17 protein-coding genes are annotated in these 23,722 nt (G+C 42.2%); 11 read left to right on the top strand and 6 right to left on the bottom strand.

The annotated features are described in order from the left end of the window. Positions 1–178: 178 nt before the first annotated feature. The 3 genes from A4S05_RS18315 to A4S05_RS18325 all read right to left on the bottom strand — a co-directional run bounded on the left by A4S05_RS18315 (position 179) and on the right by A4S05_RS18325 (position 5,932). Positions 179–1,675 carry an aldehyde dehydrogenase family protein gene (locus tag A4S05_RS18315; RefSeq protein ID WP_069071233.1) on the bottom strand — a complete coding sequence of 499 codons (1,497 nt, stop codon included), beginning with the start codon at positions 1,673–1,675 and terminating at the stop codon, positions 179–181. Positions 1,676–1,788: 113 nt separating this feature from the next. Next, positions 1,789–2,511, bottom strand: a complete 723-nt coding sequence (locus A4S05_RS18320; protein ID WP_069071234.1) for a cyclase family protein — start codon at positions 2,509–2,511, stop codon at positions 1,789–1,791. Between the two features lie 583 nt (positions 2,512–3,094). Continuing rightward, a complete protein-coding gene (locus A4S05_RS18325; RefSeq protein ID WP_256091027.1) occupies positions 3,095–5,932 on the bottom strand; it encodes a PAS domain S-box protein in 2,838 nt (945 codons plus the stop codon). Between the two features lie 1,129 nt (positions 5,933–7,061). Here A4S05_RS18325 and A4S05_RS18330 point away from each other — a divergent pair. The 5 genes from A4S05_RS18330 (at position 7,062) to A4S05_RS18350 (ending at position 15,177) form a co-directional block, all read left to right on the top strand. Further along, the gene (locus A4S05_RS18330) at positions 7,062–9,602 is read left to right on the top strand and encodes a P-loop NTPase family protein (protein ID WP_069071317.1); all 2,541 of its coding nucleotides are present in this window, start codon (positions 7,062–7,064) and stop codon (positions 9,600–9,602) included. 53 nt (positions 9,603–9,655) lie between these two features. Then, entirely contained in the window at positions 9,656–10,492 is an 837-nt protein-coding gene (locus A4S05_RS18335) for an Rpn family recombination-promoting nuclease/putative transposase (RefSeq protein WP_069071235.1), read from the top strand. Positions 10,493–10,548: 56 nt separating this feature from the next. After that, on the top strand, positions 10,549–10,743 hold the full coding sequence (locus tag A4S05_RS18340) for a hypothetical protein (protein WP_069071236.1): 195 nt from the start codon (positions 10,549–10,551) through the stop codon (positions 10,741–10,743). Between the two features lie 239 nt (positions 10,744–10,982). Beyond that, a complete protein-coding gene (locus tag A4S05_RS18345; RefSeq protein WP_256091028.1) occupies positions 10,983–13,958 on the top strand; it encodes a molecular chaperone in 2,976 nt (991 codons plus the stop codon). Between the two features lie 127 nt (positions 13,959–14,085). Then, complete coding sequence (locus A4S05_RS18350; protein WP_069071238.1) at positions 14,086–15,177, top strand: hypothetical protein; 1,092 nt, start codon at positions 14,086–14,088, stop codon at positions 15,175–15,177. Between the two features lie 86 nt (positions 15,178–15,263). Here A4S05_RS18350 and A4S05_RS18355 read toward each other — a convergent pair whose 3' ends face one another. Then, the gene (locus A4S05_RS18355; RefSeq protein ID WP_069071239.1) at positions 15,264–15,443 is read right to left on the bottom strand and encodes a high light inducible protein; all 180 of its coding nucleotides are present in this window, start codon (positions 15,441–15,443) and stop codon (positions 15,264–15,266) included. Positions 15,444–15,772: 329 nt separating this feature from the next. Next, positions 15,773–16,501, bottom strand: coding sequence for a cytochrome b/b6 domain-containing protein (locus tag A4S05_RS18360; protein ID WP_069071240.1), 729 nt, complete (start codon positions 16,499–16,501; stop codon positions 15,773–15,775). A 365-nt stretch (positions 16,502–16,866) separates the two neighbouring features. Here A4S05_RS18360 and A4S05_RS18365 point away from each other — a divergent pair, with 365 nt between their 5' ends. From A4S05_RS18365 to trpD, 3 genes are all read left to right on the top strand, one after another. After that, entirely contained in the window at positions 16,867–17,223 is a 357-nt protein-coding gene (locus A4S05_RS18365) for a hypothetical protein (RefSeq protein ID WP_069071241.1), read from the top strand. After that, entirely contained in the window at positions 17,166–18,047 is an 882-nt protein-coding gene (locus tag A4S05_RS18370; RefSeq protein ID WP_069071242.1) for a DNA adenine methylase, read from the top strand. Before A4S05_RS18365 ends, A4S05_RS18370 begins: the two co-directional genes overlap by 58 nt. A gap of 80 nt (positions 18,048–18,127) precedes the next feature. After that, entirely contained in the window at positions 18,128–19,243 is a 1,116-nt protein-coding gene (gene trpD / locus A4S05_RS18375; RefSeq protein WP_069071243.1) for an anthranilate phosphoribosyltransferase, read from the top strand. Here trpD and A4S05_RS18380 read toward each other — a convergent pair. Next, positions 19,173–20,219, bottom strand: coding sequence for a retropepsin-like aspartic protease family protein (locus A4S05_RS18380; RefSeq protein WP_069071318.1), 1,047 nt, complete (start codon positions 20,217–20,219; stop codon positions 19,173–19,175). The genes trpD and A4S05_RS18380 overlap by 71 nt on opposite strands. 682 nt (positions 20,220–20,901) lie before the next feature. Between A4S05_RS18380 and carA the strand changes: the two genes are divergently transcribed. The 3 genes from carA (at position 20,902) to A4S05_RS18395 (ending at position 23,682) form a co-directional block, all read left to right on the top strand. After that, positions 20,902–22,065, top strand: a complete 1,164-nt coding sequence (carA, locus tag A4S05_RS18385) for a glutamine-hydrolyzing carbamoyl-phosphate synthase small subunit (protein WP_069071244.1) — start codon at positions 20,902–20,904, stop codon at positions 22,063–22,065. Positions 22,066–22,257: 192 nt separating this feature from the next. Beyond that, on the top strand, positions 22,258–22,623 hold the full coding sequence (locus A4S05_RS18390; protein ID WP_084227153.1) for an STAS domain-containing protein: 366 nt from the start codon (positions 22,258–22,260) through the stop codon (positions 22,621–22,623). Between the two features lie 579 nt (positions 22,624–23,202). Then, positions 23,203–23,682, top strand: coding sequence for a Mini-ribonuclease 3 (locus A4S05_RS18395; protein WP_069071246.1), 480 nt, complete (start codon positions 23,203–23,205; stop codon positions 23,680–23,682). The last annotated feature ends 40 nt before the right edge of the window (positions 23,683–23,722 follow it).

Here is a 23,722-nt window from a genome sequence, read left to right on the forward strand (position 1 = left end):
AACCCCTACCCTTGAAAGGGGAGTTAGAGGGGGTGAGAAGAACTTGTGTGTACACCGTAGCCCTTGAAAGGAGGGTTAGGGTGGGGTAAAACCTTGGGTTTTTCAGCTATTTTCAGACTTGTGTATACATGGTAGCCCTGCAAGCGTCATTACGAATTACGAATTACGCCTTGCGGTACTAGCTGCGGTTATCTATCTGAGCGCGTTGCAAACTTCCAGAAAAGTCAACATAAACACTTTTCCACTCTGTAAAAACATCCAAAGCAGTAGTTCCAGCTTCGCGGTGTCCGTTACCAGTTTGTTTCACACCACCAAAGGGCAAATGTACCTCTGCACCAATAGTAGGGCCGTTAATATAAGTGATACCTGCTTCGATATCGCGCATGGCAGTAAAAGCTCGGTTGATATCGCGGGTATAAACTGAAGAAGAAAGACCATAATTGCTATCGTTGAGAATTGCGATCGCATCCTCAAAGGAGCTAACCTCAATTAATGCCACTACTGGCCCAAATATCTCTTCACGGGCGACGCGCATATCAGGAGTTACATCATCCAAAATAGTTGGTTGAAAGAAGTAACCGTTTTTTAATGAACCTTCACTAGCAATTTCCCCACCAATTAAAACTTTTGCTCCTTCCTCACGAGCAATATCCAAATACTTGCTCACTTGTTGGAGTTGTTTTTCATTGACTATCGGGCCAATATCTGCATTTGGGTCAGTGCCAGCACCCAAGCGTAATTTACTGGTACGCTCATAAAGCATGGCGGTAAATTTTTCTTTGATATCACGATGCAAAATCAAGCGACTTGTAGCCGTACATCGTTGACCGGTTGTCCCAAATGCTCCCCACACTGCACCATCAAGAGCAAGTTCCAAATCGGCATCTTCCATCACCACTTGAGCGTTTTTACCACCCATTTCCAAACAGACACGCTTGTGAGTGCGTCCGCAAGTAGCGCCAACAAAAGCACCCGTTTCTGAAGAACCGGTAAACGATACCAAATCTACATTGGGATGCTCAACTAAAGCTTTCCCCGCCTCTTCTCCCACACCATGCACCAAGTTAATTACTCCTGGTGGTAAACCTGCTTGTTGAAAAATTTCAATCAATTTAGTTGCACAGGCGGAAGTATCTTCAGCAGGTTTGAGAATAACTGTATTACCACATACCAAGGCTGGCATAGCTTTCCAGCAAGGAATTGCCACAGGGAAATTCCAGGGAGTAATTAAGGCACAGACTCCTATGGGCATCCGCACAGTCATGGCAAATTTATTGGACATTTCCGAGGGTGTCGTTTGCCCAAATAATCGCCGTCCTTCGCCAGCACTGTAAAATGCACAATCAATACCTTCTTGGACATCTCCCCTGGCTTCTGTCAAGGGTTTACCCATTTCCCGACTGATTAACTGGGCAAGTTCTTCTTTATGCTGGAGTAATATTTCCCCGACGCGAAAGATGTATTCTGCCCTAGCTGGGGCGGGGACTGTACGCCAACTGCGGTAGGCTTTGCGGGCGGCGGCTACTGCTGTATCTACATCTTTAATTTGAGAACGGGGAAATGTGGCAACCACTTCGGTTTTGTCGGCAGGGTTGCGACTTTCTAGGGTTGCTTCCTCGCCAGCACTCAACCATTGGCCATCTATATAATTGCGGCAAGATAGCGGAGTTGTCATTTTGAAAATCTCCGGCTGATGATCTACTGAAACTTGTGTATTAAGTTTGCTTGCTTTCTAGGTTATCCTCAAGTTTAGGAAATTGGTATGATCACCAAATATCGATATAAAAATTAAGGGACGAACGCCAATACCCCTACAGGAGAACCAGAACCACCACGTAATCTTAGAGGTGCGATCGCTAGAGTAGTACCTTTAGGTGGCAGTTGATCTAAATTTGTTAGATTCTCCAACACAATGCGCGGTTTTTCCAATACCAAGCGGTTAATCGCAAAACTGTTATCCTGTCCAGGGTCTACACCATGAGTATCAATTCCTACCCCAGCGATTTGCCGTTCATCCAGTAAAAATTGAGCCGCATCGCTGCCAAAGCCTGGAAAGTGGGCAATTCCTTGAGAATCGTGATTGAGGAATGCACTTTTATCAAACCACTTTTTTTGCCAACCAGTATTCAGTATAACTACGCAACCAGGAGAAATTTCACCGTATTCTTCTTCCCAAGCCAAAACATCAGCAATAGTCAGGGCATAATCAGGATTAATCGCCGTGGCTTGGCAAATATTGATGACCACCGCAGGTACAACTAAAGATTGGGCTGGATATTGGTCAATTCCCACGGCAGAACTATGAAAACTGTTAGGGGCGTTGATATGAGTAGCACTATGTTCTCCCAAGGAGAAACGCCGCAGGTAATAGCCATCATTATTTAGTTCAGCTACAGTTTCAAATTCTACTATGGGATCTCCAGACCATTGGGGAATGTCTATGTCAATGACATGACTTAGGTGGATAACCTGTGTGTAGGTGATACTATTTTGACTTTGGGGTTGTATCATCCCAGCCTTCTATTATTTGTACTCACGGATTTTTTTTCAAAGGTGCGATGCCTGGGTTGGGCTACGCCTACGCAAAGATATAGCAGGAGGCAGGAGGCAGGAGGCAGAAGGCAGGTGGCTACGGCTATATTACTACCATTACAAAGTTTTTAAATCAATTTCACTGCAACACTTTACTAAACAGAATTCAGGAGTCAGGAGTCAGAATTCAGAATGAATTCTAAAGTGACTGGCGGATAGCGCCGGCGGCAAGCGAGTCCGCTTACTCTGTAAGAGTTGCAAGCTACGCTTTTAGCGTCTCGTAGAGAGCGTCTTGATTCTGACTCCTGAATTCTGACTCCTGAATTCTGAATTCTGAATTCTGAATTCTTCTTCAAGAGAAATAATCCCCCCAATCCCTGAAATTTTCAGATTTTTTGGAGGGTTCAAATGTTGCAGCAAAAAGCGAGTTAATCCTAGTTAACAACCAATAGATTAACTTTTGATTATGTCTAAGTTAAGGCTTTTTAACAAGGGAGTAGGGAGTAGGGTATTTTCAATATTCTCCCCACTCCCCACTCCCCACTCCCTGTTTTGATGATATCTACGTTGAGGGTTGCTCCTGTAGTGGAATCATAATCACAAACTCAGAACCTTGTCCTGGTGCTGAAATACACTGGATTTGACCACCATGTTTGTTGACAACAATCTGGTAGCTAATTGACAAACCCATGCCCGTACCTTTACCCACAGGTTTTGTAGTGAAGAAGGGGTCAAATAGGCGTTTGCGTACTTCCTCAGTCATGCCTGGGCCATTGTCGGCAATACTAATGATTACACGGTCTTCTTGAATAAAGCTGCGAATGCGAATTGTGGGAATGGGGCATTGGGCATTGGGCATTGGGCATGGGGCATTGGGTATTTGGAAAACTTTTCCCCATTCCCCAGTCCCTAGTCCCCAGTCCCCAATCCCCAGTCCCTCTTCCAAAACATCGATCGCATTTGTCAACAGATTCATAAACACCTGATTCATCTGTCCAGCGTGACAGACTATTGGTGGCAGGTTGCCATACTCTCGGATTACTTGGATTTCGGGATTTCCTGGTTTGGCTTTCAGGCGATTTTGCAATAGCAGCAAGGTGCTATCAATACCTTCATGAATATCCACTGCCTTTGTGCCGTCTTCATCATGGCGAGAAAAATTGCGTAAAGACAGGACAATCTGCCGAATGCGTTCGGCTCCCATGTTCATAGAATCCAGAATTTTGGGCAAATCTTGCTTGAGAAAGTCTAAATCAATGGTGTGGATTTGTTGGTGAATTTCTGGTGTTGGTGGGCAGTAACTCTGTTGATAAAGGTCTACTAAGTGCAGCAAATCCTTGGTATATTCACGGGCGTGGCTAATATTGCCGTAAATAAAATTGACGGGATTATTGATTTCGTGGGCAATACCTGCAACCAATTGTCCCAAACTGGACATTTTTTCAGTTTGAATCAGTTGCGCTTGAGTTTGTTGAAGTTCTAGTAGCGCTGCTTCTAGTTGCTGGGCTTTATCTTGGGCAGTTTGGGCAGCAATGCGACTTTGAGTGTAAAGTTTAGCTTGGTCAATAGCGATCGCTAGTTGAACTGTAACTGCTTGTAATAATTCTACTTCGTTGTCCAGCCAAGACCGGAAGCCGCTGCAATAACCACAGCTAAATGTGCCAATTTCACCAGATTGAGTGTGTACGGGCAGTGACATAAAGGCAGTGAAACCAAAATCCTGCAAAAACTGCCGTGCTATGGAATCGCCCACAGTCTCTACATCGTTAATACGGATGATTTCTCCGTTCAAAGTTTTGGCTGCGATTAGTTCGATTTCTGCATTAGTTGCTTCTTGGTCGTTAAGCAGACAGGGTAAAAAGGAACTCTTCACCTCATATACTTTATCCCAGTATGGTACATCAGCATCTTGGCGATACCAAAAGAAGGCGCAGCGATCGATCTGGAATAAGTGATGAATCTCCTGCACTGCTGTTTCTACAATGTAATTGAGATCCAAGGAAGCTCGAATATGATTAGAAAGACGATTGAGTAGTGCTTCTCGTTGGGCACTTTCTTTGAGCGCAATTTCTGCTTGTTTGCGGTCAGTGGTGTCATGGCAAATACCAACGAAGTTTATAATATTACCATTGGCGTCTTTAATAGCAGATGAGTTGCTTGTATGCCATCGCCAACTACCATTTTTGTGTTTTACTCGATATTCAATTGCCTCTTGTTTCTTGCCTGTTGTCAAAATTCTTTGGAAATAATCGACACAGATATGCACATCGTCGGGATGTATAAAGGGAATAAATGATTTGCCTTCAACCTCTGCAACCTCATGCCCAAAAATTTCAGTCCAGTTAGGAGAAACGTAGGAAAATATTCCTTCAAGTGTCAGCGAAAAAATAATGTTATTGGCATTTTCCACAATGCTGCGAAACTTGGCATCGCTTTCTATCAATGCTTCTTGAATGTTGTCGCAGATGTCGCGGACAAGAACTATAACTTGCTGGTCTGGTAATGGTAATAACCTAGCTTCAAAAATATTGTTTTTTTCTGGTAGCGGTAAGGTATATTCAAAACTGACTTCATATTGAGTTTGAAGTACTTGAGTTATTGCTTGCTGGAAGCGATCGCCTACACTAGTCGGTAAGCATTCTCGCAAACTCTTGCCCTGACAATCTTCTGGTGAAATATACAGACTCTCAACTTTTCCTGCCTTGTAATCCAGGATAGTTCCATCAGCATTGAGACGAAAGTACAAATCAGGAAGCACTTGCAAAATCGCTGCTAACTCTGATGTTTTTTGGCTTAACTGTGCTTCAACTGCTTGGCGTTTTGTAGTTTCAGCTTCCAGTTGTTCTAGTGCTTTTGCTAATTCGGCTGCTTGTTTCTTTGCTGTAATTTTACGTAGACGGCGAGAGGAATTTGTAGATGGCGAGTAGCTTTCTGTTAGAGAAGGTTGGCATACCACTCTCGGCACTTCTGTTAGATCAATACAATAACCGATATAACCAACAAAGCTACCATCTACGGCAAATCTTGGCGCGGCTGTATCTAAAATCCAGTGATATTCGCCATCAGCCCGACGCAAGCGATATTGCCTCTGGAAGGAATCATGTACAGCAAAGGCTCTTAGGTATATATCTTCACATCGCTGTCTATCTTCTGGATGGACGCTACAAGTCCAGATATTGCCTATCTCCTCTCCTTGCACAAATGCAGACGTACCTGTTGCTGTGCCAGTAAATTCTAGCCAATTGGAATTGAAGTAACAGTAAAGTGCATTATATCCAGACATCCAAATCATCAGAGGAGCAGTATCCACCTGTCGGCAAAACACTTTTTCATCCTGTTGTATTTCTGATGGGGCAATGATGATTTGGTTAATGTAGCTCTGCACCTTTTTAGAAAACACTTTTGCCTGCCTGCTCTGCCTAAATTATGAAGGTAATAGTCTGAAAATATGATTTCTTAATACATGGATATAATCTTTTTCATGCCAACTTGCTAACGATCTTAATACTTTATTTATTTTTATATATGCAGCAATTCCTCTTTTACTGTAAATAAATTTAAAAAATTCTGAAGTTATCATTAAGATTAAGTTGAGCATTTTTGGTGAAATTTAAACTCTATATGTCAGGAAGGTTGTTTGACTTTGTTTCTTATTAAAATCACCGATAAATTCATCTTAGCTATGCAATCTCGTTGCTGAAAAACCCAATTTAGCTTCACTAAAACTACATGATTCTCTGTCAGGTGTTTATGTCTTCACAAGAAATTCACAATACTCAAGAATTTCATACAAAATAAATATTGATTTTTTATCAAGAAGAATTCAGCATGAATTAGAGTCATGGCAATACTTGTCGGGTTTTGGGGAAAAGGGTAAGGGGTAAGGGGTAAGAAAAAACCTTTAACCTTTACCCTTTAACCTTTTCCCCAAACCCAATTCCGAGTTCAAAATGCTTATCCGAGCATGAGAGTCATGGCGACTAGAAGCCACGGCTATACAGGCAAAACCCACCTCTGTAGGTTTAAAACTTTTTGCTTAGGCGGATTTGGCTTGTGTAGTAGCGAATTATATTCTAATACCCTTGGGTTAGTGCCAAAAACCTTGTATCTTAAGGACTTATGCAAAAACTGTCTCAAACTCTTATTCCTTAAATCAGTTGTATAAAAAGGTTTAATACTTACATCTTTAACTAGGCAGTGTTCAATCATTTGGTGGTATAAAACTCAACTTTAGTAAAACATAATTCAGGAGTCAGGAGCCAGAATGAATTTTGATAGCGCAGCGTTAGCAAGTCATAGAGCATCTTGATTCTGACTTCTGAATTCTGACTCCTGAATTCTTTTTTATTTTTCCTAACAAAACCCAATGTTTCAAAATTGTCTTGACCGTTGAAAATGCTTCATCCCACAATCGCAAGTTAAATGAGAGAAATGCTAAATGTAATATCAACACATTGCAACAATGACTAGAAATCGCATTTTTTATGTTATAAAGCTCACAGAAATTAATGTTAGGCGGAAACTACTCTATGGAACCAGATAAACTGGGCCGTTTTAAGGAGTACGGCGAATTCATCCTCCGAAAGATAGATTCTGTGCCCCAGTACCCTTCTAAACAAGAAGATTGGGTTCCAGCTAGTCTTGATGAGTGTCTCCTGCGTCTGCGGTCAGCTGCCCAGAAAACTGTAGACCTGGCAACTTCGCCTGTGAAAATTGGTGTGATGGGGGAATTCAGTAGTGGAAAAACCCTACTTTTAGGCAGTCTAATTGGATATGCTGATGCTTTGCCAGTCAGTGAAAATCCCACTACAGGTAATGTTACCGCCATACATATTATCCCACAAGACGATTTCGCAACGACACAATTAAGTAACTTTACGGTAGAGTATCTTTCTCATGAAGGAGTACATGAGTGTCTGCGCTTCATGCTAGGGGAAGCCAATAAACGAACAACAGCAGCGGGGCTTCCTCCGATACCAGTATCGAAACTCAACTCTGGCACAGATATTATTGGCTGGTGTGAAGAAGCATGGAATAGCAGTAACAATTTAGAGCTACGTTATTTGCTCCGGGAGTTGGTATTATTCCTGCGGGCTTATCAAGCTTATGGGGAAGTTATGTGTGGTGGGCACTACCAGATTGATGCTATCACCGCCCGCGAGGGGCTACAGCTAGTCGAACAGCCAATGGCAATCCAAACTCTGAAATTTGAGGATCTACCCCCAGCACATATCCGATTACCAAGTCCACCCCAGAGGCTACCAACAAAGTTATTGCAAAACAGTTTCCCCCTCATCCGCCGCGTAGATATTGATGTGAAAATCTCACGGGAAATTTGGGATTTTGCAGGTGCAGCTAAATTTATTCTCATCGACTTTCCGGGATTGGGGGCTGCTAATTCAGGGGCTAGGGATACCTTTTTGTCGCTGCGAGAATTGGCAGAAGTGCAGACAATTTTGGTATTGCTAAATGGTAAATCGCCGGGGAGCGATCGCGCCAATAAAATTTTCACCATGATGCAGCAGCAGCGACCAGGACAAGACCTGAAAGATTTAATTCTCGTAGGTGTGGGTCGCTTCGATCAACTACCCCTAGATAGTGAAGGCGGCGAAAGAGAACTCGATCAGCTGATTGAAGATAGCCATTTACAAGAGGAAACGGTTTTCCAAAAACTCAAAGTTCTGCAAACTACCATTGACGGTGCAGAAGCGTTTACAACCCAAAAAGACCGCATCGTTTTACTATCGCCACTGTTGGGACTAGCTGAATTGGCAAAACGTTCTAGTAGCGTGAAAGCCGGCTCATCAGAGTTTTTGGCTAACTTGGATTATCCGGATTATCTAGATCGATCTAAACGGCTACAAGAAAAATGGCACCGCTTAAGTGAACGACTTATAGAATCTAACACTCGCAGTTATTTGGGTAGACAGCTAGGTTACTTTAGCCAAGATGGAGGTCTTAGTAAGCTGCGGGAATTAATTCAAACCCATGTAGCGACTCATGGTTTGAAGCAACTGTATGAAGATACTCGCAGAGCTGCTGATGTGGTGAGTCAGCAACAAGATCATTTGAAAGACATCATAGATGAAATTCACGAGCAAGGTATTCCCACAGGAGACAGTCCCGCATTTATCGAGTTGCGCTCTGTGGTCGAAAGCTTGGATAAAATCTACAGGAATTTTCAAAAAGATTTAGGGACAGAACCACTGAAAGACAGGCGCGGTGCTGTCGTCAGCGATGTAGTTAAAGACGAACTCACTTTTAGAATCCTCAATTGGAACCAGTGGACTTTACTCTTCAACAAAGCCAACAATGGAGCGATCGCTCTGGCAGAATCTAAAGGTGCAGCCGGGAAATTATTTGATCGGGGAAACCGTGTAAATACTTCTCTTCCGACTAAAAGCGATGATTTTTATCCAGTATTTGAGAAAACCGTTAAGGAAGTAGAAGATTTTGCCCGCGATCGCATTCATCAAGCAGTGGTAGATTTGTTGAACCAACTGTCAAATTATGTCGCTCCAGAACGCGAACAATTGCAGATATTTTTTCATCCAGAAATGGAGCAAGAAATCGAAGAAAAATTTGGTTTTGAAGATGCCGATCTCTTTTACAAGTTATTACTAGGATGCGATCCTAACGAATGGAAGGAAGCAATCATTTCGGAAATCAGTAGTAAAGATAAAACAGTTGCACCTGAAACCATCTTTCCTCTAGCGCGTCAAGACGAGAAACACAACGTTGGTCAAATCTTTGACTGGGCACCAGAAAAAAGCCAAGGTTTACCCAGATCGAGCAATCATCAACTTTTAGTCCTACGGCTACGAGATGAAATCACCGCTAGCGCTAGCCTTCATCTTGTGCAGTATGTTAGCGAAGTTAATCAGCAAATTAATTCCGAATTAGAAGGTATTTTGGATCAAATTATTCCTAGTTTGCAAAACCTTTCCAAAAAAGAAACTTTGCTCAGATATCTAGCGGCTGGGGAATTGCCATCTGAGATCGCAATTCCTACTTGGTTTCAGATTATTTCAGAACTTGCTGCTGTTTCTTATTTAGATGATTTGAGATGAGCTAACTGAAAAAATGACTGATTGCGATCGGCTACGGAGATGAGGATGTATTTGTGAGACGTGATGCAATTTTTTATACAATTTTCAAGCGTGTCCCAGGATTGTTTTTCGAGTTAATAGAACAGCCACCAGCCGAAGCTAGTAGCTATCGCTTTGAATCAGTTGAAGTTAAAGAACCAACATTTCGGATTGATGGGGTATTTTTACCTCCACCAGATGCAACATCTCAAATGATCTTTTTTGCTGAGGTGCAATTCCAAAAGGATGAGTTACTGTATCATCGCTTTTTCACCGAATCCATGCTGTATATGTATCGCAACCCGTCGCTTTACGATGACTGGTATGGGGTAATTATTTTACAGTCTCGCAACTTGGAACCGGAAAACACTACTATTCACAGATCGTTACTGAACAGTTCCCAAGTACAACGAATTTATTTGGATGAGCTAGGTAGCCCTGATGAGCAAAAAGTAGGTATCAGTTTGATGCAGTTGACTATTGCTTCAGACAATCAAATGGTGCAAGAAGCGAAACGTTTAATTGAGCGGGTGCAGCAAGAACAGATAACTGTTTTAGCTAAGAAGGAGATAATAGATGTAATCACAACTATCGCTGTTTATAAATTTGCCAACTTAAGTCGTGAAGAGGTAGAGGCAATGTTAGGAGTTAAGTTAGAAGAAACTAGAGTTTATCAAGAAGCTAAACAAGAGGGGATAGAACTAGGACTAGAACTAGGACGAGAACAAGGACTAGAACTAGGACTACAACGAGGAAGAGAACAAGCAAAACTTGAAGTTGTACCTCAGTTCTTAGCCCTTGGTATGTCGATGGAAGAGGTTGCCCAATCACTTAATTTAACCATCGAACAAGTAAGACTTGCATCTGAATAATCACAACAATTACTGGTTATAAATTTGCAAACTTAAGTACTGAAGAGGTAGAGGCGATGTTTGAAATTAAGTTACAAGAAACTAGGGTTTATCGAGAAGCTAAAGAAGAAGGACTAAAACAAGGGCGAGAAGAAGCAAAACTTGAACTTATACCTCGGTTCTTAGCTTATGGTATTTCTATAGAAGAGGTTGCCCAGTTACTTGATTTAACTATCGAACAAGTCGAACAAGTAAGACTTGCAACTGAGTAAGAATCTTCAACATCAACTTAATAACTGCTGAAATTTTCATAGCGATGCCTAATTTGGGCTACGCCTACGGCCTTTCTATATAAAAGCGTAGCCCAATCTAAATATCGCGCCAAATAAAAAAGCCAGTGCTAAAGAGAATCAGTGGTACAAGACCAAAGAATTCTCTAAATTTGTAATTTTATGATACAACATTACAGTTTTAGCCAGCTATAAAACAAACAACAGAAAGTGATACTATAATGAACCCTTTTCAACTCAACAAATATAGTGATCAAGAACCAAGTGAGAAACCACAAAAAAGATTTCCGGGATGGTTTGCTTTAGATTTTGGTACGTCAAATTCCACAGTTACACTCTTCGATCCCATTGAAGTACCGATCGCAGAAATTCTCCCCAAAGAACAAGAAATGCGGTTGCGCGATCGCTTATCACAATGGCTGAGTTCTCCCGCCTCCGTGGCTTTACCAGATGTCAGCGATGATGATTGGGCAAAGTTTATCATCGAAATTAGCAAAAATCTGGAGATAGAACCCAGCCGATTAAGTGAAGTATTTGAAAGTGACAATAAAGAGCGATTTTTGGAAGCAATTCGTCAAATTGAGCTTTCTTTAGGAAACAGCGAGAGGTTTCGCCGTGCTGTCAGCAAAAAACTTTACCAAATCTATCATGAGGTATTCCGCGTCCCTACCCTAGAGTCGCAAAATCTGATCCCAGTTGTCCTCGATATCGATCGCCGCGATACGGAAATTCCTAGCGAGTTGGAAATTTCGCAGTTAGGGGACTTAAAACTGCGGATGGGTAGGGAAGCTAGAGATAACCGCAAAAAAGCGATCGCTCAAGGTACAAGCAGTTCTTTAAAGGAAATTATCAGCAGATTTCACCATTCACCCAAACGCTATTTTGGTCAGGATCGGTTGTTTTCAGTTATTTTGGATGGTGAAGAAGAAATAATTACTGCTAATCAACTAATCCAATCTGCTTGGGCGCATTTAATCGAGTTAACTGAAGATTACCGCCAACGCGCCCAACGCAGATTTTCAGAAGGGACTTTTTTAACAGCAGTTGTCACTTACCCAACTGTCGCCCCACCAGTTGTTCGCAAGGAAGTTAAGGAATTTGTTGAGCAATTGGGGATCGATGATGTCCAAACTGCTTATGATGAAGCCGTTTCTGTGGCAATATTCTTTTTGTGGCGAGAATTTGGCGGTAATCTGAATATTGGCATCGAGTCATTCAAAACTCGTTGCCGTCAAGTAGGAAATAAATGGTCACAAAATGTCCTCGTTTTGGATATCGGCGGCGGAACCACAGACTTAGCTTTAATTGAACTAACTTTAGAAGATAAAACTCCTACCTTTGCCGATTATGAAGACCGAGGTTTAGGAGGACGTTACTATAAACTCACCCCCAAACTATTAGGTTCATCTGGTCATTTGCAATTAGGTGGTGAGTTAATTACACTGCGGATTTTTAGATTATTAAAAGTTGCGATCGCAGACTTTTTATTGACAGCAGTGACAATAGGTGATATCGAAAGCGAAAAGCTAGAAGATTTAATTAGCTCTGAGTTAAACGAGCGCTTTTTAGAACAAGGCAAATTCAAAACTGGTAGTCTTTTAAAATGTCTAGATAAAGAAAATCCAGAAGGTGATATCGCTTACAAAGATGCCTTAGATACCGCCGAGAAAGTATTACCTACCCGTTGGCAACAAGCACCCCAACGTCTGCAATCATTTTATATCCTTTGGGATTATGCAGAAGCCGCTAAACTTAAACTTGGGCAAAAAGCACCAGCAGATAATTCTCTATTAACCTTCACACTTACTGAACAGCAAATTTCCGAACTACTTACTCAAAGTACCGTTAAATTGCAAGTTCAAGATCCAAATCACATTTGCGTCACCCTAGATAACCATCAATTTGAACGAGCCGCCGTTGCAGGAATTAAAGAAGCGATCGGTATTGCCAAAGGATTGATGGAAAGTCGATTGCGTCCCGATGATCTCACCAAAGATTCTTGGAATTCCCAAAAAGTTGATTGGTTAATTTTATCTGGAAAAACTTGTAATTTAGACATAGTGCAGCGCCAAATCTACCAAGAATTTAGTAAGTCTCCATATTTTGTCTGGAATCCAGAACGAATTACCTTTGTGTTGGAATTTACTAAATTAGCCACTTCAGCCGGTGCTTGCTATGCCGAGAAGTTGCGAAGATTAAGGTTCGATCCAGAAGAGTCTAAAAGCTTGCTGCGTAAGGGAGCTAACCAGCTAGAAATTGATGTCAAAAACCTGTTTTATTATTTACCTTGCAACTTCAAACGCAAGACCCAAAGTAACGATTTACTCACCATATTTAAAGCTGGACAAGAACTCTACCAACTCGCACCTTGGGAAACTGTCGCCAAAGTTCGTACTGCATGGCAAGGAATCCAATTAACTAATATTATTTACCGTCAAGACTACGAGGATGGAGATTTACGACTATGGGGTAGCTTTGACGGCAAAAACCTCATGAATAAACTGGGAATGCAAGAAGCAGAGTTTCTGAAAAAAATTAAAATCCAGTTTGAGATTGACCAAACCCTTGAGTTTAATGTGTTGCTTTGTCAAGGAAATCCCCATTATTTAATTGATATTCCTGGCATTGATTTAGAATCGGTAGTTTCAGAAACTTCAGCGCTATTTGCTGATGGTAAATTGAACTGGAATATTGCTGTGGAAGGCTTTAATAAAGACTTGAATGATGGTGATATTGCCGTCAATGTTATTGAGTCCGCAACTGTTGATCAACCAGATGCTTATCATCTTGTATTTGAAGTAGGAAATGATGGGAGTAAATTGTTCCAAAAATTTCACTATCTGCGTGATGGTGTGACGGAACCAGGAATTGGGTTAATTAGTAATCCCTTACCTCCTTTCCCGCAAACTGGCCAACACACTTTCTATGTTTATCAAACAGATTCAGAAACTAACAGCAAAAAATGGATACGAATTGGCGCACTTGCCAAACCAGATGTAACAACAGATTATCCTTGCCAATATCGGGTAACTCTCGATGATCAAGGCATTCTGCGGATGCACGCTGGTGAAGTGCCTTACTGGACATCAAACAATCAGGAATGTCTAAAAGAAGAGGGATGCGTTTATCTTGCTGAATTAGAATTGCAGCCCAATGAAGTTGATAAAGAACGCGATCCATTTTGCGGCATACATTAAACCTCTGTGTTCCTCTGCATTGAAAACAATTAATATTTTTAAACGCAGAGGGGCGCAAAGTAAACGCTAAGGGGCGCAGAGGTTTGCCAAGTTTTATTCGCTACGAAAATATTTGGAGGTGATATTCATGCAGCACTTGCGTCAATTATTAGAGGTAGAAAACTCAGAGTTAGCCCGGTTACTGCGGTTTAGTTTGTATGGACTAGAGGCTACTTTAAATCAGGCTCGCACAGAATTACCCCTAGATCCAGGATCTAAAATATGTGATGAGGTGCTGCAAGAACTTCATAACCTGTTGGAACCTGAACCCCCACAGCAAAATACTGGTTGGGAAGATGCGCCAGCTGATTTAAAACTCAGTCACCTGCGAGAAGCTTTTAATTCTGACTCAGAACTGAATTATTATCTGGGTAATTCCCAACTGCAAAGCACAACGGACTCAGATTTGTGGAATGAGATTCAACGCAAGCTATTGCGAGTACCAGAAGATTTGGCTGCAACTTGGCGATCGCGCACCTTGGATTTAGCTCAAGAAGTTGGTGCGATCGCAGATAATTCTAACCTCTTTCAACTTCCCTTTATCCGAGACGAAATTATCTACCCTGGACTTACTGGTACTGTTCAAAGTCAGGGTTTAGCCTTGTATCAACAAGCACTTTCAAATTCTCAAAATACTCAAGGGAATGCATCCGATTTACCAGCGGCATTCCTATTTTTATATATGAATTTTATCGAAATAGACCCAGATTTACATCATGCTTTAAAGAGCGTTTTTGGCTTTGATGTTGTTTCCTTGCACTCCAAACCAGAACAGCGACATCAATATATTGATGCTTTAAGCGATCGCTTCCAACGCACCCAAAAAGCTGAAAAAAACACTGATCCCCTGTCAATTCTCCGTGCTTGGATTGATATGGACGAGGCTATACATTCCCTAATATTTGTACCACCCGCTGAACGCTATTCTTGGTGGGGAAAGCTACAACAAGAATCACGACGCATTTTGAAGAAAGTCGCTGATGAGGCAATTAATGCAGGTAATGAAGTGCGAATTCGCCAATTATCGGGACTTTATGCAGATATCTGTGCTTCATCCAAGGATGACTTACAACTAGACTGTGGTGGTATTCCTGGTGAAGTCTTAACTTGTCTTCGAGTATATACGCGAATTAATCAAGAAGAATCTCCAGGCCGTGTAATATTTCGCTCATCACGCTAAGAAAATTCTCTAATACAAGGAAAGGCAGACGATTTGGTGAATCGCTGCCTTGCCTCATCATCTAATGAAGGTAAAAACGTTTAAATCTAAAGGATGCCCCAGAAGTGTAAAATCCCTTGACCAGAAAACACTTCAAGCGCAACAGCAGATAAAAAACCAATCATTGCAAAACGACCGTTCCAGTTTTCGCTCTGAGGAGTGAAGCCCCAGCGCAAAGCATTAGGATCTTCTGAAACCGAAGGCGTAGTCTTCTTAACGTCTGCCATAAATAATACTCCGAGCTTTATGTTGTAACAGTTATAACTGCCTGTAAAGTAATGTAACAGATTTTTACGGAAATGCAACATTAAATCAAGTCAAAATTCAGCAGTATATATTACGGGTACGTAGTTTAATCTTAACAGTTTCCTATGCCTACAGCTACACTGATAGTAACCTCCTAATACATCCCTTTTTTTCATGCATATAAATTATATTTTGTCAAAACAAATTAGATGCGTTTCCCTTGAAGCCCCCACTGATTGTAATTACGAATTACGTTAGCGTAGCGGTAGCGAGTCTGCGAGCGTCATTACGAATTACGAATTATATTGACCTATGACTCACTACCGGGAAAAAATACAGGTAAGACAAACGCCGTCAGAATTCCACCCAACACAATCACCTCAATAATTCTGAGGTAAAAATTGTTTTGCATAAAATTATTCATTACCGCACCAAAGTTAGCCTGTAAGCTAGTCAACCAACCACGAAAACGACTAGACCATTTAGCAGGGCTATCTTCTGGGCGAAACTTCCACGAAAACATAGAGAGTAACAACGGCGCACCACCCACCTTGGTAGACATCAAAACATGAACCGCCACACAGCCAACCATCACAACCCAGGCACAAAGGTGGAGTGAGTACCAAATATGATCTAGCTGCCCTGCTGGAAGCCACTCTTCCTTCATCATCCTGCCAGAGTTCACAGCCAAAATAGCGGCGATGAGCATGAGAGTATTTGCTAGACGTTGCAAGCTAACCCACCAAATTGGCTTGCCAAGCTGAGTTAGTTGCTGCAAAGAATCAGATTGAACAAGGCGCTTTTGTCCAGCATGAAAGCTATAGAGGGCAAAAGCTGGTAGAAGAAGCAAGAAACATAGTGCAAAAGTGCCGTGAATGCCTTGAATATCACCAATTTGAGGGAATGGGATTCTGCCAAATCTGCGATCGTAAGTGTTGTAAACTAGAAATCCAGTAATAATTGCTGCGATAACTAAAATTCCACTTAAGCCGTGAAGAATTCGCAATAACAAAGGTTGATAGGGTGCAGAACGGGACATAAAAATAATCCTGAGTAGATGATTGTATAGGACTCATATTTTATTTCTGAAAAAACTCAGTACAACTAAGAAGCCTTTTTGACTGTAGCAAGATTGCCTATTGCCTATTGCCTGCCTACGCAAATTAGTTCAGAAATCAAAGCGGATTCCTATAGGAGTTTTGAATAGATAATTTAAGCTTTTGGTGAGACAAGAAAATTGCCCTGGATATTTCACATAATAATTACAATTATTTCTAATAAGAGTGCTTAATCCCTACTGGCTGGTAGCTCAATATTTATACCATAAAGAAAAAACTATCTGTTGTTGATAAACTAAGTTAATATGACATTCATGCTTACATATAGTAGCTGAGGTGTAGTGCGGTGAGTCAGGTTTTAAGCTTTGAATTAAGTGATGAAGTTTACGCGGCATTACAGCAACAAGCCGAGGTTGCAGGCGTATCTCTTGCAGAATTGGTAGCTACTTCTATAGAACAGCAGTATGCTTCTGTAAGACATGAAAATTCGCAACTTGAAACAGAGAAAGAAGCAACTCGTCAACGCTTCCGAAGTCATGCTGGAAGCATTAATCTCGGTTACGCTACAGGAGCAGACAATGAAAGCATTGATGCTGATTTAGCTAAAGCGTTTGTTATTACCCCAAGTGTGACGATTTCTAAATTATGCTCAAAAGTCCTCTACGATATCCTGGCGGTAAGTCAAAAGCAATTAATCAAATAGTTGAATATTTACCAGAGAGCTTTTCAGAATTTCGAGAGCCTTTTGTGGGTGGTGGCTCTGTATTTATTTATTTAAGACAAAAGTTTCCTCATATCAAAATCTGGATTAACGATTTAAACCGCGAACTTTTTTTGTTTTGGAAATTTGCCCAATCTGAGCTACCTGAATTAGTTAAAGAAATTCGACATATTAAAGTCAAATATACAGATGGTAAATTACTCTTTACAGAATTAACTAGTGTAGATGTAAATAAGTTATCTGATTTAGAAAGAGCGGTTAGGTTTTTCGTACTCAATAGAATTACTTTTTCTGGAACTGTAGAATCAGGTGGTTTTTCTCAAGAAGCTTTTCATAAAAGATTTACTAATTCTTCAATAGAACGGCTAGGAAAGCTAGAAGATATACTATCAAAAAACGTCCAAATTACTAATTTAGATTACAGCCACCTATTAAAAACACAAGGAAAAGACGTATTTTTATTTTTAGATCCACCATATTTTAGTGCTACAAAATCAAAGCTATATGGTAAAGACGGTGACTTGCACACTTCTTTTGAACATCAGAGATTTGCTGAACTTTTGCAACAATGTCATCATCGTTGGCTAATTACCTACGACAACTCAACGCAAATTCGAGAAAATTTTCAATGGGCTAATATTTCAGAGTGGGAATTGCAGTATGGCATGAATAACTATAAACAAATTGGTGCAGCTAAAGGTAAAGAATTATTCATTACTAATTACGAAGTTAAACTTGATTTGGAGAAAAAATCACAAGTTCAGAATCTTGCTAATCCCGCTTTGCAATTGAGCCTTGAGATTTAAACCTAACTTTGATAGCTTTCAATTTTCCGGTAGGATAACCCCATAGCTCTCAATATAGCTACAACATACAAACCTTAGCTATGACAACTTCTCCAATCCCTGCTCAAGAATCCTCTGCTAGCTGGTATATCCTGCTGCAACAGTTAATAGATGGCCAATCTTTATCCCGTAGTCAAGCTGCTGAATTGATGCAAGGGTGGCTCAGTGAAGCGGTTCCCCCAGAGTTATCAGGGGCTATTTTAACAGCGCTGAACTTTAAAGGCGTTTCTGCCGACGAGTTAACCGGCATGGCTGAAGTATTACAATCTCAATCAAAACTAGGAACTGGGGACTGGGGACTGGGGACTGGGCAAGAATCTACCCAATCCCCAATCCCTAATCCCCAATCACCAATTCCTCTAATAGATACCTGTGGTACTGGTGGAGATGGTTCTTCAACCTTTAATATTTCTACAGCCGTTGCTTTTGTCGCCGCTGCATCTGGTGTACTTGTGGCCAAACACGGCAATCGTTCAGCCTCAAGTCTCACAGGGAGCGCAGATGTATTGGAAGCCTTGGGTGTAAACTTGAGTGCATCCAGTGAAAAAGTGCAAGCCGCATTACAAGAAGTCGGGATCACTTTCTTGTTTGCACCTGGTTGGCATCCAGCCCTCAAGGCGGTTGCCTCATTACGGCGAACTCTCAGGGTACGAACGGTGTTCAATTTGCTTGGGCCATTAGTAAATCCTTTGCGTCCAACTGGGCAGGTGGTGGGGTTATTTACTCCCAAACTTTTGGCAACAGTTGCCAAAGCTTTACAGAATTTGGGCAAGGAAAAGGCGATTGTGCTGCACGGACGAGAAAAACTTGATGAGGCTGGGTTAGGAGATTTAACCGACTTGGCGGTGTTATCAGATGGAGAAGTGCAGTTAACTACCATTAATCCCTTAGATTTGGATTTAACACCTGCTCCCATCGGTATGCTTCGGGGTGGCGATGTCCAAGAGAATGCGGAGATTCTCAAGGCGGTACTCCAAGGTAAGGGAACTCAGGCACAACAGGATGCAGTAGCGTTGAATGCGTCGTTAGCGCTGCAAGTAGCGGGTACGATCGCACTCCTAGATCACGCCGAGGGAATTAAAATCGCTAAGGATATTCTACAAAGTGGGGCTGCTTGGACGAAGTTGGAGCAGTTAGTTGAGTTTCTGGGGAATTAATTTGCGATCGCAATTGCGGACGAAATTCTACGATATTACGTTTGATGGTGACATCGTAATTGCCAAAAAAGTCATGTCCTAGAAGTCCAATTTCTAGTTCCGCACCTGCGATCGCTACTGGTACTTTATTCACTATTACCCCGCCAACTGCCATCGAATTAACATAACCCACGGGAAATTCTACAGCCCTAGCACTAGCGGTATTTGCCTTCGCTTTCCCTACTGCCACTATTCTCAAGGTATTTGCCATCTCTTGGGTGATTACAGTGCCACTGGCTCCCGTATCCACAATCATCTCAAATTTCTCCTGGCCATTGAAAGTAACTTCCACAATTGGCGTCCCACCAGCCCGCCTTTTAATTGGGGCTGTAAATACTGCCTGATCTGGAATCAGCATTACTGATGAAGGCAAACCTGACTCTGGTGGTAAAGGTTTTGTGGCTACAGGAGGTGAGGTAAACTTTGGTGCGGCTGCTATCTGGGGAACGGTAACAACTATTCTCTTCTGAGGTTCCGCAATTGGCGACGCTACAGGGCGAGGAGTAGCTTTCTGTTTGGCATATTTGATTTGGCGCTGATATTCTGTGATTTTGGATTGAGCAAAGGCAAATTCTGGGGTTTGTCGCTGGACTTTTTGCATCAGCGCGATCGCATCCTGGTATTGACTCGCCACCAATTTCCAATCATCTGGAGATTGAGCCGATTGGCTGATACTCCAAGCGCCAACGGCTTTATCTAGCCCCATCTCAAAAACACTGGGTTCACTTTCAGAAGTCTCTAGTGGCTGTGCTGGGGTGGCTGCTGGTGTTGCTGGTTCGACGGCAGGCTGTACTGATGCCAGATCCCCAATTGGCGTGGGTTGCTCATTGCCACCAGTTGCGGTGTTCCGTTTGTCTTGACTACAGGCAACACACAAAACCGCTAGAGCGCTTGATACAAAAATTAGGGTTGCACGGGATAAAAAGGACTGAAGCATAACTAATTTTAACGGGTTGCGGAAGTCCCTATCTTCAATGTACTCATAAGGTGGGGATTGTGAGCGGGGGTTGAGTAGGGCATAAGCGTATTTTTTTGCATCAGCAAAAAAAATACGCTTATGCATGACGAAGCGCCAAAATTCTCTGATAGAATAGCTGGGTCTTGACCACCAATGCCGTAAGCGAAAACCAAGCTGTATAGGTAAGTGTTGCATCGCCCTTGGCGTCTCCCCTTGGGAGAAGAGAAAGATTTGGTCTTGGGAACCAGGACTCCTGCCCTTGGAGGGAATGTTAGACTTTCTAGTACTACGAAGTCCTAGAAGCTGTTCCCGATGAATTGAGAAGCCCTGTCCGTCTGACGGCGGGGTAGTTCACCTGTCCAAGCTTTGCCAAACTCACTCCCGCTACTTTAATTCTCTTTTAATTTTAATTAACCATTTTCAAAACTCCCAATTGCCCAACTCATGGGATAATTAGCAATCGCAGTATTGGGTACTGGTGACTGGTGACTGGGGATTGGGTACTAGGAATTAGAGACTGGGGAAGAAGCAAGGAGTAGGGAGCAAGGGAGTAGAGTTTTACCCGCCCTGTACCTCTCCATCCAATCCCCAATCCCCAATCCCCAGTACCCAATCCCCAGTCCCCACTCCCCAATCCCCACTCCCCACTCCCCAATTTACTATGCCCCTGTCTGACACAATACCTGCTTTACTAGTCTTGGCAGATGGAACCACTTATCGCGGTTGGTCTTTCGGTGCTACGGGAACCGCGATCGGAGAAGTGGTGTTCAACACTGGTATGACCGGCTATCAAGAAGTCCTGACTGATCCTAGTTACTGCGGTCAAATAGTCATTTTTACCTATCCGGAATTAGGCAATACAGGTGTCAATCCTGAAGATGAGGAATCAGATGGCCCACAAGTGCGGGGTGCGATCGCACGCAATATTTGTCAACGACCGAGTAACTGGCGATCGACACAATCTTTACCTGACTACCTCAAACAAAACCAAGTGCCAGGAATCTACGGCATCGATACCCGCGCCCTCACCCGCAAAATTCGGATGTTCGGAGCTATGAATGGTGGCATTTCTACGACTATTCTTGATGAAGCGGAATTGCTAGAGCAGGTACTAGCGGCTCCCAACATGGCAGGATTAAATCTGGTTCGTGAAGTCACCACCCCAACGGCTTATGAATGGTCAGATCCCACCATTCCAGCTTGGCAATTTAACTCTGAGGCTGCGGAAAATCTTGGGGAACCCTTTACTGTTGTTGCCCTTGACTTTGGCATAAAACGTAATATCTTGCGTCGCCTAGTAAGTTATGGTTGTCGGGTGATTGTTGTACCTGCTGATACACCACCAGAGGAAATTCTCAAATACAATCCAGATGGTGTGTTTCTTTCTAATGGCCCTGGTGACCCTGCTGCCGTCACCGAAGGGATTGCAACTGCCAAAGCACTTCTGTTAAGTCAAAAACCTATCTTTGGTATTTGTATGGGACACCAAATTTTAGGTCATGCACTAGGGGCAGAAACCTATAAACTTAAATTTGGTCATCGTGGTTTGAATCAGCCTGCGGGTTTACAACAAAGGATAGAAATTACCAGCCAAAACCATAGTTTTGCTATTGACCCAGATTCTTTACCTACGGCAGTTGTGGAAATCAGCCACCTGAACTTAAACGATCGCACCATTGCCGGGGTACGTCACAAATCTCTACCTGTTTTCTCCGTACAGTATCACCCAGAAGCCAGTCCTGGCCCCCACGATGCTGATTACTTATTTGAGCAATTTGTCCAATCCATGCGAACAGCACGTCAAGCTGTGGCTGAGGTGAGGTAAAAATGGGGAATGGGGAATAGGGAATAGGGAATGGGGAATAGGGAATAGGGAATAGGGAATAGGGAAGAGTTTTCTAATGCCCAATGCCCAATGCCCAATGCCCAATCCCCAATCCCCTATTCCAACAGATTGTAGACAATTTGCTCAAAAACCATCTATACTTGAGCGTTCACTTTAACTCATGAGGAGGGAATTATTGCTGAGCCACTAAATCTAACCGTTAGCCTGAGAGGCACTCGCGAAGTCCGGGATAACTGTCAGCTATTCCGCCTCACAGGTTTGTTAGATGCTTTTTCTGAGCCGACATTTCGCAAGACACTTGGCAGCAAGATTGACGAGGGCCCTAAGCATATTATTTTGGATCTCTCACAAATTGACTTTGTTGATAGCTCTGGCTTGGGCGCTTTGGTGCAGCTCGCCAAGCAAGCTCAAACTGCTGATGGCACTTTGCAAATTGTCACGAATGCCCGTGTAACTCAAACGGTCAAGCTTGTTCGCCTAGAGAAGTTTCTCTCCCTGCAAAAATCAGTTGAAGACGCTCTAGAAAACGTCAAGTAGTCTTGATTGCTCGACCTGAGAGTTCAATTTAGCTATCTAGATTCAACATCGGATAGCTTAATTTTTAAAACTTCTGGCAAAAAACCTCTCTCCTTGTGGGAGAGGGAGAAAGCCAGTTGAGCTATTATATTTAAAGTTGAGCAATAACTAAATATATAAACACCCGGTTATTGGGTATGTAATCGTTGGCTAAAATATTGGATAAGCAATCAAATGTGAGAAATCTGTAAGAAATACAAATCCAGCAGATTTTTCTATAGATAGACTTGACTTAATACTGTATAGTGGAAAATTGTCGCTTACTAAGTAAGCATGGCAATGCCATTGAGTAGAAGGGTGAATTTGATGTCAGAATTTTACCCTATATTAAGCAAACACCACAAGAAGTAGGCGAAATTTGGTTTATAGGCGTTGACATCAGGGTGATTTAAAGTGCCAACTCTCAATCAAAAAGATGAAATTAGGAAGTAATTTTGATAGTATTGATTATGCTAAGTATACTATCATGGCATACTTCAGAAAAATCAGTCTTTGCGAAGAATGCCTGCCAAATAGAGCCAGTGAAGGAATGATTTATTTGTGAAGTCACAGGAGGAAGAGCTATTAGATGGACAAGATAAAACTCCCAAACAGAGTTTATCTTGGAATCAAGCACTCTTGGCAACCACAGCGCCATTCCAACAGATTTCCCTCTCACAAGTGCAACAAATTTCTCCTAGTGCTTTAGCATATTTGGGGGACGCAATTTATGAGTTGTATGTTAGAATCTTCTATCTGCTGCCATTGCAGCGGTCAGGAATTTACCATCGTCTGGTAGTGGAGCAGGTAAGAGCGGAAACACAAGCGCTACATTTGCGATCGCTGATTCCTCATCTCAGGGATACCGAATTAGAAATTGTCCGACGGGGTAGAAACGCCGCTACAGGACGCCCTAAGCGACTTAATCCCGAAATTTATCAACAGGCAACTAGTTTAGAAACCTTAGTTGGCTACTTATATCTCACCGATTACCAGCGTCTAACCGAACTGTTGCAAATACTTCATATAGAAAAAGAGTGAAAACTCAATTTCATAGTAGCCACAGCAGTAGATTAGGTTC

The organism is Nostoc sp. KVJ20, from assembly GCF_001712795.1.
In the GTDB taxonomy this organism is placed as follows: Bacteria; Cyanobacteriota; Cyanobacteriia; order Cyanobacteriales; family Nostocaceae; genus Nostoc.

Coding starts and splice junctions, on each gene's coding strand:
- A4S05_RS18370 (WP_069071242.1), top strand. CDS start 17,166: ATGCTCAAAAGTCCTCTACGATATCCTGGCGGTAAGTCAAAAGCAATT.
- A4S05_RS18320 (WP_069071234.1), bottom strand. CDS start 2,511: ATGATACAACCCCAAAGTCAAAATAGTATCACCTACACACAGGTTATC.
- A4S05_RS18380 (WP_069071318.1), bottom strand. CDS start 20,219: ATGCTTCAGTCCTTTTTATCCCGTGCAACCCTAATTTTTGTATCAAGC.
- carA (WP_069071244.1), top strand. CDS start 20,902: ATGCCCCTGTCTGACACAATACCTGCTTTACTAGTCTTGGCAGATGGA.
- A4S05_RS18345 (WP_256091028.1), top strand. CDS start 10,983: ATGAACCCTTTTCAACTCAACAAATATAGTGATCAAGAACCAAGTGAG.
- A4S05_RS18340 (WP_069071236.1), top strand. CDS start 10,549: ATGTTTGAAATTAAGTTACAAGAAACTAGGGTTTATCGAGAAGCTAAA.
- A4S05_RS18330 (WP_069071317.1), top strand. CDS start 7,062: ATGGAACCAGATAAACTGGGCCGTTTTAAGGAGTACGGCGAATTCATC.
- A4S05_RS18355 (WP_069071239.1), bottom strand. CDS start 15,443: ATGGCAGACGTTAAGAAGACTACGCCTTCGGTTTCAGAAGATCCTAAT.
- trpD (WP_069071243.1), top strand. CDS start 18,128: ATGACAACTTCTCCAATCCCTGCTCAAGAATCCTCTGCTAGCTGGTAT.
- A4S05_RS18315 (WP_069071233.1), bottom strand. CDS start 1,675: ATGACAACTCCGCTATCTTGCCGCAATTATATAGATGGCCAATGGTTG.
- A4S05_RS18360 (WP_069071240.1), bottom strand. CDS start 16,501: ATGTCCCGTTCTGCACCCTATCAACCTTTGTTATTGCGAATTCTTCAC.
- A4S05_RS18350 (WP_069071238.1), top strand. CDS start 14,086: ATGCAGCACTTGCGTCAATTATTAGAGGTAGAAAACTCAGAGTTAGCC.